Genomic DNA, 16139 nt, shown 5'->3' on the forward strand with positions numbered 1-16139 from the left:
CATATACTTCTGTTTAAACTTAAAGCCGACCCTTTATTTGCCGGCGACCTTTTAAGGTGGAAGGAATTATACCACAAAGAAAAACATTCGGACATAAGCGCGTTTTTACATTTCCTGATATATAAACCCGAGTTCAGGAATCTTTTTTATTATCGTATGGGCAATGCCAGCCGTGTAATAAAATTTTTGTGCCCTCAAATGAATACCCTTTACATAAATACAAAAAAAATAGGTAAAGGGTTGTTTATAGCTCATGGTTTTTCATGCATAATATCGGCCGAATCAATTGGCGAAAACTTTTGGGTACTGCAACAGGTAACCGTAGGATCTGCACATGGCGGAGACCCTGTCATCGGTAATAATGTGCGTGTTTTTGCCGGTGCAAAGGTGATCGGTAAAATAAAAATTGGTAATAATGTAGATGTTGGAGCAAATGCCGTGGTTGTAAAGGATGTACCTGACAACAGCACAGCGGTAGGTGTTCCGGCAAGGATAATAAAAAGAGATATTCCCACTGATTAATTAAATTATAATGAATGTTTTTAAAGAGATAAAATTGCTGAATGGTAACTCGAAAGGAATATTCTTTTTACTGTTTTTTCGCACCAGTGCTTTTTTTACCCGCAATCTGCCATTAAAAATCATTGGTCTTCCGGTAAGGTTGCTATACCGCATTATTATTCAGTGGATTATGGGGATAGATGTATTTGATTTTACCAAAATAGGCTCCGGTTTTAATGTTTACCATGGGCAAGGGCTTGTAATTAATGGAGCTGTTGTAATTGGTGATAATGTAATAGCCAGGCATAATACCACTATAGGTAATGCCAAAGTAAATGGAGGCTCACCAGTTATAGGGAATAATGTACAGATTGGCGCTAACGCGGTAATAATTGGTGAAATTACAGTAGGTGATCATGCTATAGTTGCAGCAGGCTCGGTGGTTGTGAAAGATGTGCCTGCTTTTGCGGTTGTTGCAGGTAACCCGGCAAAAGTGATCAAATATTTAAATGCTTAATTAATTAATGGAAGCTTTATAAAAATTAAACTTTAAATTCATTAAAATTGCATTTATCAAAATAATTTATTGATATCAATAAAAAAAATGTAATTTAGCAATACTATCTATTGAAAATCTGTTTTTAAAAGTCTTTACCCCCGATGCCTAACGCCATATTTTTTCAACGAATCGCTTACTATCTTTATTCGCATAAAATCCCTCTTCTCCCAAGTTTAATTACACTTTTTATTTTCCTTATATACAACTCAAAAATTTCGCACAAAACACCAATAGGTAAAGGTACTTTTTGTGTATATGGAGGTATTGGTGTTTTAATTAATGGCAAAGCGATTATAGGTGAAGCCTGCAGTATTGGCGCCGGTGTTAAAATTGTGGGTAAAAGCCCCTATAAAAACGCGCCTAAAATTGGCAATAAAGTATTTATTGGGCCTGGGGCGGTAATATCCGGCCCTGTGATTATTGAAGACAATGTAATTATTGCACCCAATGCGGTGGTCACCAAAAGTGTTCCAAAAGATGCAATTGTAGGTGGCATTCCGGCTAAAATACTTGGCGATGTAACTACCCTTGATTACGATATTATGAAAAACGAATCGTTTAAAGAGGGATATATTGATTTTTTAATAAAATAACAAACTGCCTGTCTTGAACAACAACTTCGAAAACATATTATACATTGGCCCCGACCACAAAAATCACAGGGGAGGGATAGGTGCAGTACTTGACGTTTATGCAAGCTATCTGGGCAACTTTAAATTTGTTCCATCTTTTAAAGCAGTTAATCCGCTAAGAAAAGCATTGGTATTTGTTGGCTCATTGTTTAGTATATCATCTGTTTTAGGCAAAGATAAAGCTATAAAGGTGGTGCATATTCATGGCTCGCATGGAGCCAGTGTTTATCGAAAATCAATAATTATTTTCCTGGCAAAAAAGATCTTTTCAAAAAGGGTTATTTACCATTTGCATGCCAGCTCATTTGATGTTTACTACAAAAAGGGAAATGGGGTTTATAAATGGCTGTGTAATAAATCAATTAAGGCAGCCGATGTTGTAGTTGCGCTATCGCCAAAGTGGTATGATTATTACAATGAAACTTTTGCCCCCGAAAACCTGATTACCATAAAAAATGTGATCCCGTATCCTGATCTCTCAATACTGCAGCCAACCAGGGCGGGTGGCAAAACACGTTTCTTATTTTTAGGCAGAATTGGCGATCGTAAGGGCATATTTGATGTGCTTAATGTGGTAAACGATAATAAAGAGGCATGGAGGGGCAAATTTGAGATACACATTGGCGGCGATGGTGACATTGACAGGTTGAAAAAAATAATAGCAGATAATGAGCTTGGAGATATCGTAAAATACATTGGCTGGGTTGATGGAACGATAAAGCATAAAGCGTTGTCATCTTCTGATGTATTGCTGCTGCCTTCATATAATGAAGGGTTACCTATCTCTATTCTCGAAGCCCTTAGCTACGGAATGCCGGTAATAGCTTCAAATGTGGGCGGAATTCCTGAAGTGGTAACAAACCGGGTTAACGGTTTCCTTGTAACACCGGGAGATCTTCCTGCGCTTGAGCAAGCTATCAATGAAATACAGGAGCTAAATGATCTGCAGTTCGCTGACATGAAAAAAGCTTCACTTGAAATAGTAAAAGATTATATGCCCGATAAATTGATTGTTGAACTTAATAATTTGTATAGCAGTATAGTATGAAAAGCAAATTATTGTGGTTTATTAACAGGGCCCGCACTATATCACTACCAGAGTGGGGTTATCGGATAAAACAGCAGTTATTAATAAAAAGAGAACAGCTGCTGCCCAAAGTCCCCGAAGGGAAACTTTTAACTGTTGAATTACCGCCGGCTATTAAATTTGCCAACCTTCCGGCAGTTTCCTCAAAAAACGATTTTAAGTTTTTTGCATATTCCGTCAATATCAGTGATCCCCTGGATTTTCACCTCGATGTGTCGTCTGGAAAGTCATTTCCAATGAGTTTTTCGAAGAAAATTAATATGCGTTCTGATGCTTACGGAAGTGCAAAGGTTGTTTGGGAAGTTAACAGGCTGCAATTTCTGTTGCCGTTGCTTTTGGATTATAAACATACCAGGGATGTTACTTTACTCAACCGCTTTGTGAGTATCATGACAGAGTGGGACAAGCAAAACCCGTATCTTAAAGGAGTAAACTGGTACAGTAATATTGAAGTTAATATCCGGCTCATGAACTGGTATTGGTGCTGGTTATTACTTGCCGATGATGAAACATTTTTAAATGATGAAAGTTACACCCGCTTCAAAGGTGATATTTGGGTACCACTTATTTACAAACATTGTTATTATTCATATCATAACCCGTCTTTTTATTCCTCGGCTAATAACCACTTGATATCTGAATATGCCGGTTTATTTTTAGCAACCAGTTTATGGAAATTCAAAGAGTCGGCCTATTGGAATAATTATGCACGTAAAGGACTGGAGAAAGAAATCGCTTTGCAGCATTCGCCAAATGGTATCAATAAGGAAGAAGCTGCAGAATATATTCAGTTTATTACCGACTTCTTTTTATTAAGCTACGTAACTGCTGAACAATATGGAAAAGGCTTTAGCCCTGCCTATAAAACCATGCTCATTAATATTGTTAATTACATAAATGAGTTTTTAGATATCAAGGGTGCTTTCCCCAAATATGGCGATGAAGATGACGGTCGCTTGATACTGCCCGACGGTAATACGCACAGTAATAATTTTATTTCGATTTTAAGTACAGCGGCAATTTTATTCAATAACAGCTCATTTAAAAGAGAAGACGCTGAATGGGATATAAAAACCGCATTGCTTACTGCCTATATTAACGGAAAATCAGTATGGGATAAGTTACCTGTCTCTGGATATAAACCTGTCAGTAAATTTTACAAGGAAGAAGGGCATTTTTATTTCAAAGATTATACGGCTGCCAATAAAGAGGTTTATGCGCATATGGATGCAGCGTCACTTGGTTTTTTATCCATAGCAGCACACGGCCATGCCGATGCGTTATCGTTTACTTTAACTATCGATGGATTGCCGGTTTTGGTTGATCCCGGAACATTTACATATCATACCCACCCGGCCTGGCGTAAATACTTTGTCAGTACTCTTGCTCACAATACAATAACAGTAAATAACAAAGATCAGGCTCAACTGGCGGGTCCTACCATGTGGTTAAACCATTTTAAATGTATCGTCGAAGATGCTGCTATAAACGGTACAGAAGCTCAGGTACAGGCAAGTCATGACGGGTATAATAAAATGGGGGTGAGGCACAGGCGAACTGTTAAATATAACAGCAGTGATAAGGTTTTTTATATTACTGATGAGATAGCGCTGAAGCAAGGGATTTCTGTTGATTTGAAAATGCCTTTCCATTTGCATCCCCTTGTATCGGCTTTGGCAAACAGTAATGAAGTTGCAATTTCAAAAAAGGAATCAAACGAAAACATCGCGTCATTAACAGTTGACCCGGCTTTTAAATGGGAGGTTATTACCGCGCAGGCCGATGACCCCCTTGCATGGTATTCACCGTCATTTATGATAAAACAGCCATCATCTGTTTTAATAGGAAATTTATCATTGAACAGTTCAATGACATTTAACACCATTATAAAAATTCTATAGCTTATGAATATTAGTATTTTCGGACTTGGATATGTAGGCTGCGTAAGCCTCGGTTGTTTGGCAAAGAATGGTCACACCGTTGTTGGTGTTGATGTGAGCGAAAGTAAAGTATCACAGATCAATAGTGGCATAGCAACAATTGTTGAAAATGATATAGATGAAATTATTGCCGAACAGCATAAAGCTGGTCGCATAAGCGCCACACAGGATGTGGCTCAGGCTATTTTAAATACAACAATTTCAATAGTAGCAGTTGGTACCCCCTCATCTGAAAAAGGGCACCTTAACCTTGATTATATTTTTAAAGTTGCCGAAAATATAGGTGACGTGTTAAAGAGTAAAAACGAATTTCACGTTATTGCAATACGCTCAACTGTTTTTCCGGGTACATGCGAGAAGTTTTCGCGTATTATTGAAGAAAGGACGGGCAAAAAAAACAACATCGATTTTGCAGTAGTTGACAATCCCGAATTTTTGAGAGAGGGTACTGCTGTTGATGATTACTATAACCCGCCGCTTACACTAATTGGAAGTAATAGTGAACAAGCTACCAAGTTGATGGTGAGTTTGTATGATCAGTTACCTGCCGAAGTTATTGTTACAGATGTGAAAGTCGCAGAGATCATGAAGTATGTTAACAATACCTATCATGCGCTCAAAATCTCTTTTGCAAATGAGATTGGTAACGTTTGTAGTGCACTTGATATCGATTCACATAAAGTAATGGATATCTTTTGCAAAGATAAACAGTTGAATATATCTCCTTACTATTTTAAGCCGGGTTTTGCCTATGGCGGTTCATGTTTGCCTAAGGATTTGAAAGGTTTGCAAACACTTGCTCATGATCTTTACGTATCAGTGCCGGTGATTGATAGCATCGATAAAACCAACGAATACCAAAAGCAGCGCGCACTAAGTATGCTTAATAAATATTTCGGTAAAAAAATTGCAGTTTTAGGCCTGAGCTTCAAAGCAGGTACAGACGATCTCCGTAACAGTCCTTCTGTTGAAATTGTGGAGAACCTTTTAGGCCGCGGGTTTGATATTCAAATCTATGATAAAAATGTTCACATTGCTAAACTTACGGGCAAAAACAAAGATTATATAGACAGCCGTATTCCTCACTTATCACGCCTTATGGTTAGTGATCTGGATAAGCTTGTTCAGGAAAGTGATCTGATAATTATAAGCAATAAGGAACTTGAGTTTGTTGAAAAGCTCGAAAATGTATCTGGCAAAACCATTATCGATATGGTTAAAATTAATAGCCCTAAAATCATCTCCAATAACAACTATAGAGGAATTAACTGGTAATTAAATTATATGCAGGATCTGAAAGGCAAACATATACTTATTGTTGTAGAAAATTTACCTCTTCCTTTTGACAGGCGTGTATGGCAGGAGGCCAACACTTTTAAAGAGCAGGGGGCAGAGGTGTCAGTGATATGCCCAAAAATGAAGGGATACACCGAAAAATATGAATGTCTTAACGGAATCCATATTTACCGGCATTATCTGCCGCTTGAAGCTGACGGTGCCTTAGGGTATCTTTTAGAATACAGTGCAGCCTTGTTTTGGGAGTTTGTACTAAGCTGGAAAATATACTTCAAGAAACGTTTTCATGTAATACAAGGCTGTAACCCTCCCGATCTGATATTTTTGGTCGCCATTTTTTTTAAGATTTTTGGTGTAAAATACGTATTTGATCATCACGATATCAACCCTGAACTTTATATAGCTAAGTATAATAAGAAAGGTTTTTTTTATAACTTCTTGCTCCTCGCCGAAAAATTAACTTTTAAAGCGGCTAATTTCAGTATCGCAACAAATGAAAGCTATAAAAAAATAGCAATTGAGCGTGGCGGTATGCCTGCCGACAAGGTTACCGTAATCAGGAGCGGCCCAAAGCTTGACAGGCTTAAACTTACTGCGGGCAATGTAGTCTATAAAAAAGGAAGAACATTTTTAATAGGTTATGTGGGAGTTATTGGCGAGCAGGAAGGTATTGACTTGTTGCTTTATTCGGCACAAAAAATTATAGCAAAACGGCAGGATGTTCAGTTTGCTATAGTTGGCGGTGGTACCGAGGTTGAAAACTTGAAAGTATTAACCCAAAAACTTGGTCTTGAGGATTACGTTGATTTTTATGGCCGTGTTGATGACGCAACTTTAGTTGATGTTTTAAATACAGCCGACGTTTGCGTTAACCCCGATAAACCCACTGAAATGAATAATCTTTCAACTATGAATAAGATTATGGAGTATATGGCGTTAAAAAAACCAATAGTTCAGTATGATTTAAAAGAGGGACGTTTTTCGGCACAGGAGGCATCGTTGTATGCTGATGAAAAAGATCCTGATGATTTTGCAAATAAAATATGCTGGTTACTTGATAATCCTGCAGAGAGGGCCCGCATGTCTGAATTTGGATATAATCGTGTAGTGAATGAGCTTTCTTGGGAATTTGAAAGTAAAAAGCTTATCGATTTTTATAAGAAGGTATTTGCAGGAAAATAGTCACCATTATACTGAATTTTGATTTATTGCTGTAATAACAAATTTAGTAAACATGAAAAAGACGTTGATTAAAGCTTTAGCCGGGCTTATTTTGGGAGGCACACTATTGGCTTTTATACCGCCGCAGGATTCGGTAGGTTCAAAAACAGTAAATAAAACAAGTTTTAACCGGAGTTTGATGGGCGGACGTCCTAAAATATCAAACTGGGGTTTGCAGTCTGCCGGTAATTCAGTTGAAGTAACATCTGAGCAAAGCAGGTTTAGGGGCGGGCGCTCATTAAAATTAAGCCTTGCGAAGGCTGATTGGAGCAGACAAAGTAACCGGCGGACTGAAATAATGAACACAAGGTTCAAAGAATTTACAATGGGGCGCGACTGGTGGGTTGGTTTTAGTGAATATATTCCAAACGATTGGGAAAATGATTTGAAGGGGAATCAGGACGTTATTTGGCAGTTTCATGGTGCCGTAAATGGCCCCGGAGGTGGAAGCCCGCCACTTGCGGCTTACGTTGAAGGCGATAGCTTACGTGTAGTTTTACGAACCGGAGATGTCCCGTCAGCATATGGAAAATCAAACTACCTTGCAAGATTTTCAGTCCCTAAAGGTGAATGGAGCGATTGGGTAATCAAGGTTAATTTTGATTACGAAAACGGCTCGGTTAAAATTTGGCGAAATGGTAAGGTTTTGGTTGATTATCATGGCTCAACCATGTATAAGTGGATCAATCAGGTCAATGAAAAAGGACCTTACCTTAAATTGGGCATTTACAAACCAGGCTGGGCAGAATTGCCTACAGTGGCAACAAAGCGTGTTATTTACTTAGATGCTATAACCGTGGCCGGAAGTAACGGCTCATATGATAAAGTGAAACCCGGTAATGACAGTGCCGAGGTTAATTAAAAAAAAAAATTTAAACTATGTCAAAAAAAATAATCCTTATTACCGGTGGTGCCGGTTTCATTGGTTCACATGTAGTTCGCCGGTTTGTTACGAAATATCCCGAATATACAATTGTTAATCTTGACGCGCTAACTTATGCCGGAAATCTGGAAAACCTGGAAGACATAGAGAACGCCCCCAATTATAAGTTTGAAAAAGCAGATATTACTGATAGAGATGCTATGAGTAATGTTTTTGATAAGTTTGGGATTACAGACGTGGTTCACCTGGCTGCTGAGTCGCATGTCGACAGATCAATTTTAAGCCCGATGGATTTTGTTTATACCAATGTTATCGGCACGGTAAATTTACTTGAAGTAGCAAAAAATAAGTGGAAGGATAATTACGGTGCGCACCTGTTTTACCACGTATCTACCGATGAGGTTTATGGTGCTTTAGGTAGTGAAGGCTTTTTTACCGAAGAAACCCGCTATGATCCTCATTCACCGTATAGCGCAAGCAAAGCGTCATCCGATCATTTTGTACGTGCATATCATGATACTTATGGCATTAAAGTAGTAGTTTCCAACTGCTCAAACAACTATGGGCCATATCACTTTCCCGAAAAACTAATACCGCTGATGATCAACAACATTATCAATAATAAATCATTGCCTGTTTATGGCGACGGAAAGTACACACGTGACTGGCTGTTTGTTAAAGATCATGCTATTGCTATCGACTTGATATTTCATGAAGGAACAGTAGGAGGTACCTATAACATTGGCGGTTTTAACGAGTGGAAAAACATTGATCTTGTACACTTGCTTTGTGAGCAAATGGATGAAAAGCTTGGACGTGAAGCCGGAACAAGTAAACAACTGATTACTTTTGTAAAAGACCGCCCGGGCCATGATCGGAGGTACGCCATCGATGCCGGAAAAATTAACCGCGAACTTGGCTGGAAACCGTCTGTGACTTTTGAACAGGGACTTTCTGAAACCATTGATTGGTTTTTGGCAAACAAAAAATGGCTGGATAATGTAACAAGTGGAGCATATGCCAGCTATTATGATAATCAGTACGCAAGCAATTAATTCAGTTAAACAGGTATAAGATATTTATGACCATAACACCCACACCACTAGACGGATGTATAATTATTACTCCACGCATTTTTAACGATGACAGGGGGTATTTTTTTGAATCATATAATACACAAACTTTTAATAACGCTGTTGGATATGAGGTGAATTTCGTTCAGGACAATCAATCTTTTTCAACAAGAGGCGTATTCAGAGGGTTGCACCTTCAAAAAGGAGAGCACTCGCAGGCAAAGTTGGTGAGGGTAACCAAAGGTGAGGTGTTAGACGTTGCTGTTGACTTAAGGCAAAAGTCGGCTACCTATGGTCAATATCACGCAGTATTGCTTTCTGAAGAAAACCACCAACAATTTTTTATACCGCGTGGCTTTGCACATGGGTTTATTGTATTGAGCGATGTTGCCATTTTTCAATACAAATGTGATAATTACTATAATAAAGCAGCCGAAGGAGGTTTGCACTTTGCCGATCCTGACCTGAATATAAACTGGGGCATGCCGGCAGCTGAGCTCCTGGTATCAGAAAAGGACCTGCAACTGCCATTTTTAAAAGATGCAGGTGATCTTGGCTTTTAAAGTTTATTTTTGTTTTTGAAAAATACCTGTCAATCTTAATATGGAAAATATTTTAGTATTCGGCGCGTCCGGGCAACTTGGTCAGTGTTTAAAAAAAGTTGCGTTGTTAAAGGGTGTAACCTCCATTTCTTTCCCTCCCGAATCAGAGGCCGATATTCTGAATACTGACTTGCTGGCTAAAGTTTTTGAACAATATAAGCCGGCTTATGTCATCAATTGTGCTGCCTATACAGCGGTTGACAAGGCCGAAGACGAGGTAGAACTCGCCCGTAAAATCAATAAAACCGGAGCTGCTAACCTGGCGGTTCAATGTAAGGCTTATGGTGCTGCGTTGGTGCAGATTTCAACCGATTTTGTTTTTGAGGGTAATAACCCAAACCCGCTCAGTGAGGATGATATTGCTGAACCTATAAGTGTTTACGGGCTTACCAAGCTTGAGGGAGAACAAGATGTAGCAGCTATTTTGCCGCAGCATTTTATTATCCGCACCAGTTGGCTATACTCTGAGTTTGCTAATAACTTTGTGAAAACGATGCTAAAGCTTGGCGCCGACAGGGACGAATTAAAGATCATTGCCGATCAGGTTGGCACACCAACTTATGCCATTGATCTTGCCGGTGCCATACTTGATATTATAATCTCAGGCTCGGAAAATTATGGCATTTATCATTACAGCAATGAAGGGGTAACTTCATGGTATGATTTTGCTAAAGGAATTTTTGATATATCTGGAACACAGGTTAAGGTATACCCTATCCGTACAAGTGAATATCCTACAAAGGCAACAAGGCCCGCATATTCGGTAATGGATAAAGCTAAGATCAGGAATACCTTTGGTTTACAAATACCCTACTGGCGGGACAGCCTTATAGTTTGTATTAACGCATTACAATCGGCACAATAAAAAAATTGACTATGAAAGGAATTATCCTGGCAGGCGGCTCCGGAACCCGTCTTTATCCCATAACAAAGGCGATCAGTAAGCAGTTGATGCCTATTTATGATAAGCCAATGATCTACTACCCTCTGTCGGTATTGATGTTGGCTGGGATCAATGAAATATTGATTATAACAACCCCCGAAGACCAGCCTGGTTTTAAACGCTTGCTGGGCAATGGGAGTGAACTCGGGTGCCGTTTTGAGTTTGCAGTGCAGGAAGTGCCTAACGGACTTGCACAGGCCTTTGTAATAGGCGCCGATTTTATTGGGAGTGATAAAGTAGCCCTGGTGCTTGGGGATAATATCTTTTATGGATCCGGTTTCAGCACCCTTATTCAAAGCTTTAACGATGTAAACGGAGCAGCTATTTTTGCCTATCCGGTAGCTGATCCGGAACGTTATGGTGTGGTGGAGTTTGATAAAGATTTTAAAGCACTTTCTATCGAAGAAAAACCGCTTAAACCAAAGTCCAATTATGCTGTTCCCGGTTTATATTTTTACGATAACCAGGTTGTTGAAATAGCCAAAAATATTCCGCCTTCGCCAAGGGGCGAATATGAAATTACCGATGTAAATAAAGTATACCTTGAAAAACAGCAACTTTTTGTGGGCGTAATGGACAGGGGCACAGCATGGCTTGATACTGGCACATTTGATTCGTTAAGTGACGCCACAGAATTTGTCAGGGTAATTGAAAAAAGACAGGCTACCAAAATCGGCTGTATTGAGGAAATTGCTTACCGGATGGGATATATAACTTATGATGAACTTCAGGCTATTGCCACAAAATATATTAAAAGCGGCTATGGTAAATATATTCAGGGTATTGCGCAACAATAAAAACTGTTAATATTATAAACGTTAATATCGTTGTAAATTAGAAGCCCAATAAATATGATTGAATGGTAAAAATTGCTTTAATTACAGGCATTACCGGGCAGGATGGCGCATACCTGACTGAATTATTACTTTCCAAAAATTATATAGTTCATGGTATTAAGCGGCGTAGCTCCCTATTTAATACCGATAGGATTGATCATCTGTACCAGGATCCTCATGATGTTAATAAAAATTTGATATTGCATTATGGAGATCTTAGTGATAGCACTAACCTGATCCGTATAATTCAGCAGGTGCAGCCCGATGAGATCTATAACCTTGGAGCAATGTCACATGTTAAAGTAAGTTTTGATACACCTGAGTATACAGCTAATGCCGATGGCATTGGCACCCTGCGTTTATTAGAAGCTATACGCATCCTGGGGCTCCAAAAAAAGACTAAAATATATCAGGCCTCAACGTCGGAATTATATGGTTTGGTGCAGGCTGTTCCGCAATCGGAAACTACGCCGTTTTACCCGCGCTCACCTTATGCAGTTGCTAAATTATACGCGTATTGGATCACGGTAAATTATCGCGAAGCTTACGGTATTTATGCCTGCAACGGTATATTATTTAATCACGAAAGCCCTTTACGGGGCGAAACATTTGTTACCCGTAAAATTACCCGTGCAGTTGCTAAGATCGCTATGGGGCTACAGGATAAGTTATATCTTGGTAACCTTGATGCTCAACGCGATTGGGGCCATGCCAAAGATTACGTTGAAGCTATGTATCTTATACTGCAGCAGGAAGTTGCCGAAGATTATGTAATAGCTACTGGTATAACCACACGTGTACGTGAGTTTGTACGTCTTGCTTTTAAAGAGGTAGGTATTGAAGTTGAATTTAAAGGTGAAGGTGCTGATGAAAAAGGGTACGTGGTTAACTGTAATGATCCAGATTTCAACGTTCAGATTGGGAAAGAAATAGTTGCAGTTGATGAAAAGTATTTCCGTCCCACCGAAGTTGATCTCTTGATAGGCGACCCCACCAAATCAAAAACAAAATTAGGTTGGGAACCAAAGTATGACTTGCAGGGATTAGTGAAAGAAATGGTTGCTGCCGATGTCGATCTGTTCAAACGTGAAAAGCTGCTGGAAGATTCGGGTTACAGCATTAGAAAGCAATTTGAGTAATATCGATGGAAAAAGATGCAAAAATATATATAGCCGGCCATCGGGGCATGGTTGGTTCAGCAATTTTTCGCAAGCTGGAAAAAGAGGGATTTACCAACATTATTACCCGTACATCGCCAGCGCTTGATTTGCGCAACCAGCAACAGGTAGCTGATTTTTTTGTGTTGGAGAAACCGGAGTATGTTTTTCTTGCGGCCGCTAAGGTGGGAGGGATTGTGGCCAATAATACATACCGTGCTGAATTTTTGTATGATAACCTGCAAATTCAGAATAATATTATTCACAATGCATATCTGAATGGCGTAAAAAAACTGATGTTTTTGGGGTCAAGCTGTATTTATCCTAAGATGGCTCCGCAGCCGCTGAAGGAAGATTATCTGTTAACAGGTCCGCTTGAAGAAACAAATGAACCCTATGCCATTGCAAAAATAGCCGGTATAAAAATGTGCGATGCATATCGTACCCAGTATGGCTGCAATTATATATCTGTTATGCCAACCAATTTGTATGGCTACAATGATAATTATCATCTTCAGAATTCGCATGTTTTGCCCGCGTTGATCCGTCGTTTCCATGAAGCAAAAGTGCAGCGGGCACCTGCTGTTACCATATGGGGTACCGGTGTGCCGATGCGTGAGTTTTTATTTGCTGATGATCTGGCCGAAGCCTGTTATTACCTGATGCAAAACTATAATGAGCCGGGTCTGGTCAATGTAGGTACGGGCGAAGATATCTCTATAAAAGATCTGGCTTTGCTTATCAAGAAAATAATTGGTTATGAGGGGGAAATTAATTTTGATACCTCTAAGCCTGATGGAACGCCTCGTAAATTGATGGATGTTACCAAATTGAACAATGCGGGCTGGAAATACCATACTACATTAGAGCAAGGTATTGCGATTGCTTATAATGACTTTTTAGTCAATGGCCAACAGGTTGCACAAAGATAATTGAGCGGTATTGCGATTTATGTAAAATAAGAGGCCGGATTTTCTAAAATCCGGCCTCTTATTTTATGATTTGAAAAACTGGTTTGCTAACCGTCTCCTCGGTAAAGTTAAGGGCTATAAGAATGTCCCTGCTGCTACCGTTTCATTAGTTGATTCATCAACCAGGATCAATGAACCGGTAATACGGTTTTTGCGATACTCGTCAAACACTACGGGTTGAGTAGTGCGTAAGCGGATCTTCACCATTTCGTTCATCTTAATATCAGTATTTTCTTCCTGCTTTTCAAGCGTATTGATATCCAGTTTATAATAAACTTCTTTAATGATCGACATTACCTCGCGGGTGGTGGTTTTGAGGTGATATTTAGCACCTGGGCGCGGGCTGCGGGTTGCCATCCAGCAAATCATGGCGTCAAGGTCCTGGCTCACCTGCGGTTCGCTGTCATCTTTTACAATCATATCGCCGCGGCTTACATCAATATCATCCTCCAAAGTAATGGAAACCGACATTGGTGCAAAAGCTTCCTCAACCGCACCCGAATAAGTGTCAATAGATTTTATGGCTGATGTTAACCCTGACGGCAATACGGTGATCTTATCGCCGGGCCTGAAAATACCGCCAGCTATCCGGCCGGCATAACCACGGTAATCATGATATTCATCCGCATGCGGACGGATCACTGTTTGCACCGGGAAGCGGGCGTCAGAATGGTTTTCATCGCTTGCAATATGAATAGTTTCCAGTGTATGCAGCAAGCTTTCGCCCTTGTACCATGGCATATTTTCCGAGTCGTTAACCACATTGTCACCGGCTAAAGCACTGATCGGTACAAAACGGATATCAGTAACATCAATTTTAGCTGCAAATGCTTCGTATTGCTCAACTACTTTATTAAACGCTTCTTCGCTGTAATCAACCAGGTCCATTTTGTTTACACAAACAATAATGTGAGGGATTTTTAACAGCGATGCGATGAACGAGTGACGGCACGTTTGCTCTACCACGCCTTTGCGTGCATCAATAAGCACCAGGGCAAGGTTGGCGGTCGAAGCGCCAGTAACCATGTTGCGGGTATACTGGATATGGCCGGGAGTGTCGGCAATAATAAATTTGCGTTTAGGCGTGGCAAAATAGCGGTAGGCCACGTCAATGGTAATGCCCTGCTCACGCTCCGAACGTAAACCATCAGTTAATAATGATAGATCAACATGCTGAAGTCCTTTTCGCTCGCTCGATTGTTTTACAGCCTCCATCTGGTCTTCAAAGATGGATTTCGAATCGTATAGTAAGCGCCCTATAAGGGTACTTTTACCATCGTCAACACTACCTGCTGTAGTAAAACGTAATAATTCCATTGTGGTGGTATGTTTTTTGCTCCGGGCTTGGCTGCCTGAAGGCTCATTGAATCAAATTTAAAAATAACCTTGCTTTTTCCTGTCTTCCATTGAAGTATCCGAGCGTTTATCGTCGCTTCGGTTGCCCCGTTCGGTGCTGCGGGTTGCTGATACTTCAGCAACTATCTTCTCCAGGGTATCAGCGTCTGATTCGATACCGCCGGTGATGGTGATATCGCCCAGGGTACGGAAACGCATGAGCTTATTTTCGATAGTTTCACCCTCCCTAAGCTGTAAGAACTCCGAAGCAGGCAGCCAGGTATTATCGCGGTAAACTGCATTACGCTGGTGTGCAAAGTATAATGAAGGTATAGCTATGTTTTCCTGCAGAATGTAGTTCCAGATATCCATTTCGGTCCAGTTGCTGATCGGGAACACACGGAAGTGTTCGCCCATGCGCTTGCGGCCGTTAAAGATATTCCAAAGCTCGGGGCGTTGGTTTTTAGGATCCCACTGGCCAAACTCATCGCGGTGACTGAAGAACCGTTCTTTAGCACGGGCCTTCTCTTCGTCACGGCGTGCGCCGCCGATAGCAGCATCTATCTTATTGCTTTCGATGGTATCAAGCAGGGTTACTATCTGCAACTCGTTGCGGCTGGCGTTGATACCACTTTCCTCAACTGCACGGCCTTTGTTAATTGATTCCTGAACCGAGCCTACAATAAGTTGTACGCCAAGGCTTTCAACCAGCTTATCCCTAAACTCCATAGTTTCAGGAAAGTTATGACCAGTATCAATATGGATTAGGGGCATTGGGATTTTAGCGGGCCAGAATGCCTTTTTTGCCAGGTGTGTTACAACAATAGAGTCTTTCCCGCCCGAAAACAGGATGGCAGGACGATCAAATTGTGCAACCACTTCCCTGATAATGTAAATGGCCTCTGATTCTAATTCCTGCAGATGAGTAAGATAATATTTATGCATGTTACCAATAAAAACACTGCTAACCCCACCTAAATAGTAGAGTTTGGCATTTAAACTGCAATTATACGCATTTGTGATAATTTAAACGCTATCTATTTGGAATTTAGCAATGAAGATTTGGATTAATTTTGTGTGTTTTTCGGGGGGCAGCTATTTAT

15 protein-coding genes and 1 pseudogene are annotated in these 16139 nt (G+C 40.2%); 14 read left to right on the forward strand and 2 right to left on the reverse strand.

What is annotated here, in order from left to right; translation table 11 throughout:
• Positions 1 to 198 precede the first annotated feature (198 nt).
• The 14 genes from ABIC84_RS16955 (at position 199) to fcl (ending at position 13662) form a co-directional block, all read left to right on the forward strand.
• Positions 199 to 522 carry a serine O-acetyltransferase gene (locus ABIC84_RS16955; RefSeq protein WP_429264311.1) on the forward strand — a complete coding sequence of 108 codons (324 nt, stop codon included), beginning with the start codon at positions 199 to 201 and terminating at the stop codon, positions 520 to 522.
• 10 nt (positions 523 to 532) lie between these two features.
• Entirely contained in the window at positions 533 to 1018 is a 486-nt protein-coding gene (locus ABIC84_RS16960) for a serine O-acetyltransferase (protein WP_429264312.1), read from the forward strand.
• A gap of 143 nt (positions 1019 to 1161) precedes the next feature.
• The gene (locus ABIC84_RS16965) at positions 1162 to 1653 is read left to right on the forward strand and encodes a serine O-acetyltransferase (RefSeq protein WP_426585159.1); all 492 of its coding nucleotides are present in this window, start codon (positions 1162 to 1164) and stop codon (positions 1651 to 1653) included.
• Between the two features lie 13 nt (positions 1654 to 1666).
• Positions 1667 to 2740: a glycosyltransferase family 4 protein gene (locus ABIC84_RS16970; protein WP_429264313.1), complete on the forward strand. Its 1074-nt coding sequence runs from the start codon at positions 1667 to 1669 to the stop codon at positions 2738 to 2740.
• Positions 2737 to 4680 carry an alginate lyase family protein gene (locus ABIC84_RS16975; RefSeq protein ID WP_429264314.1) on the forward strand — a complete coding sequence of 648 codons (1944 nt, stop codon included), beginning with the start codon at positions 2737 to 2739 and terminating at the stop codon, positions 4678 to 4680. Before ABIC84_RS16970 ends, ABIC84_RS16975 begins: the two co-directional genes overlap by 4 nt.
• 3 nt (positions 4681 to 4683) lie before the next feature.
• On the forward strand, positions 4684 to 5994 hold the full coding sequence (locus ABIC84_RS16980) for a nucleotide sugar dehydrogenase (RefSeq protein WP_429264315.1): 1311 nt from the start codon (positions 4684 to 4686) through the stop codon (positions 5992 to 5994).
• Positions 5995 to 6003: 9 nt separating this feature from the next.
• On the forward strand, positions 6004 to 7197 hold the full coding sequence (locus tag ABIC84_RS16985; protein ID WP_426585167.1) for a glycosyltransferase family 4 protein: 1194 nt from the start codon (positions 6004 to 6006) through the stop codon (positions 7195 to 7197).
• Between the two features lie 52 nt (positions 7198 to 7249).
• On the forward strand, positions 7250 to 8098 hold the full coding sequence (locus tag ABIC84_RS16990) for a polysaccharide lyase (RefSeq protein ID WP_426585169.1): 849 nt from the start codon (positions 7250 to 7252) through the stop codon (positions 8096 to 8098).
• Positions 8099 to 8115: 17 nt separating this feature from the next.
• Complete coding sequence (rfbB, locus tag ABIC84_RS16995; protein ID WP_426585171.1) at positions 8116 to 9174, forward strand: dTDP-glucose 4,6-dehydratase; 1059 nt, start codon at positions 8116 to 8118, stop codon at positions 9172 to 9174.
• 26 nt (positions 9175 to 9200) lie between these two features.
• Complete coding sequence (gene rfbC / locus ABIC84_RS17000; protein WP_426585173.1) at positions 9201 to 9755, forward strand: dTDP-4-dehydrorhamnose 3,5-epimerase; 555 nt, start codon at positions 9201 to 9203, stop codon at positions 9753 to 9755.
• A gap of 40 nt (positions 9756 to 9795) precedes the next feature.
• Entirely contained in the window at positions 9796 to 10659 is an 864-nt protein-coding gene (gene rfbD / locus ABIC84_RS17005; protein ID WP_429264316.1) for a dTDP-4-dehydrorhamnose reductase, read from the forward strand.
• Between the two features lie 11 nt (positions 10660 to 10670).
• Positions 10671 to 11534 (forward strand): glucose-1-phosphate thymidylyltransferase RfbA, encoded by an 864-nt coding sequence (gene rfbA, locus ABIC84_RS17010; protein ID WP_426585177.1) that lies wholly within the window; start codon positions 10671 to 10673, stop codon positions 11532 to 11534.
• A gap of 62 nt (positions 11535 to 11596) precedes the next feature.
• Positions 11597 to 12712, forward strand: a complete 1116-nt coding sequence (gmd, locus tag ABIC84_RS17015) for a GDP-mannose 4,6-dehydratase (protein WP_429264317.1) — start codon at positions 11597 to 11599, stop codon at positions 12710 to 12712.
• Positions 12713 to 12717: 5 nt separating this feature from the next.
• On the forward strand, positions 12718 to 13662 hold the full coding sequence (gene fcl / locus ABIC84_RS17020; protein ID WP_429264318.1) for a GDP-L-fucose synthase: 945 nt from the start codon (positions 12718 to 12720) through the stop codon (positions 13660 to 13662).
• 114 nt (positions 13663 to 13776) lie between these two features.
• Here the strand turns inward: fcl and cysN are convergent.
• Both cysN and cysD read right to left on the reverse strand, forming a co-directional pair.
• Positions 13777 to 15024: pseudogene (cysN, locus tag ABIC84_RS17025) on the reverse strand (sulfate adenylyltransferase subunit CysN); the annotation flags it as partial.
• A 51-nt stretch (positions 15025 to 15075) separates the two neighbouring features.
• Positions 15076 to 15981, reverse strand: a complete 906-nt coding sequence (gene cysD / locus ABIC84_RS17030; RefSeq protein ID WP_426585183.1) for a sulfate adenylyltransferase subunit CysD — start codon at positions 15979 to 15981, stop codon at positions 15076 to 15078.
• Between the last annotated feature and the right edge of the window lie 158 nt (positions 15982 to 16139).

The organism is Mucilaginibacter sp. 3215, assembly GCF_050433785.1.
Classification (GTDB): Bacteria; Bacteroidota; Bacteroidia; order Sphingobacteriales; family Sphingobacteriaceae; genus Mucilaginibacter.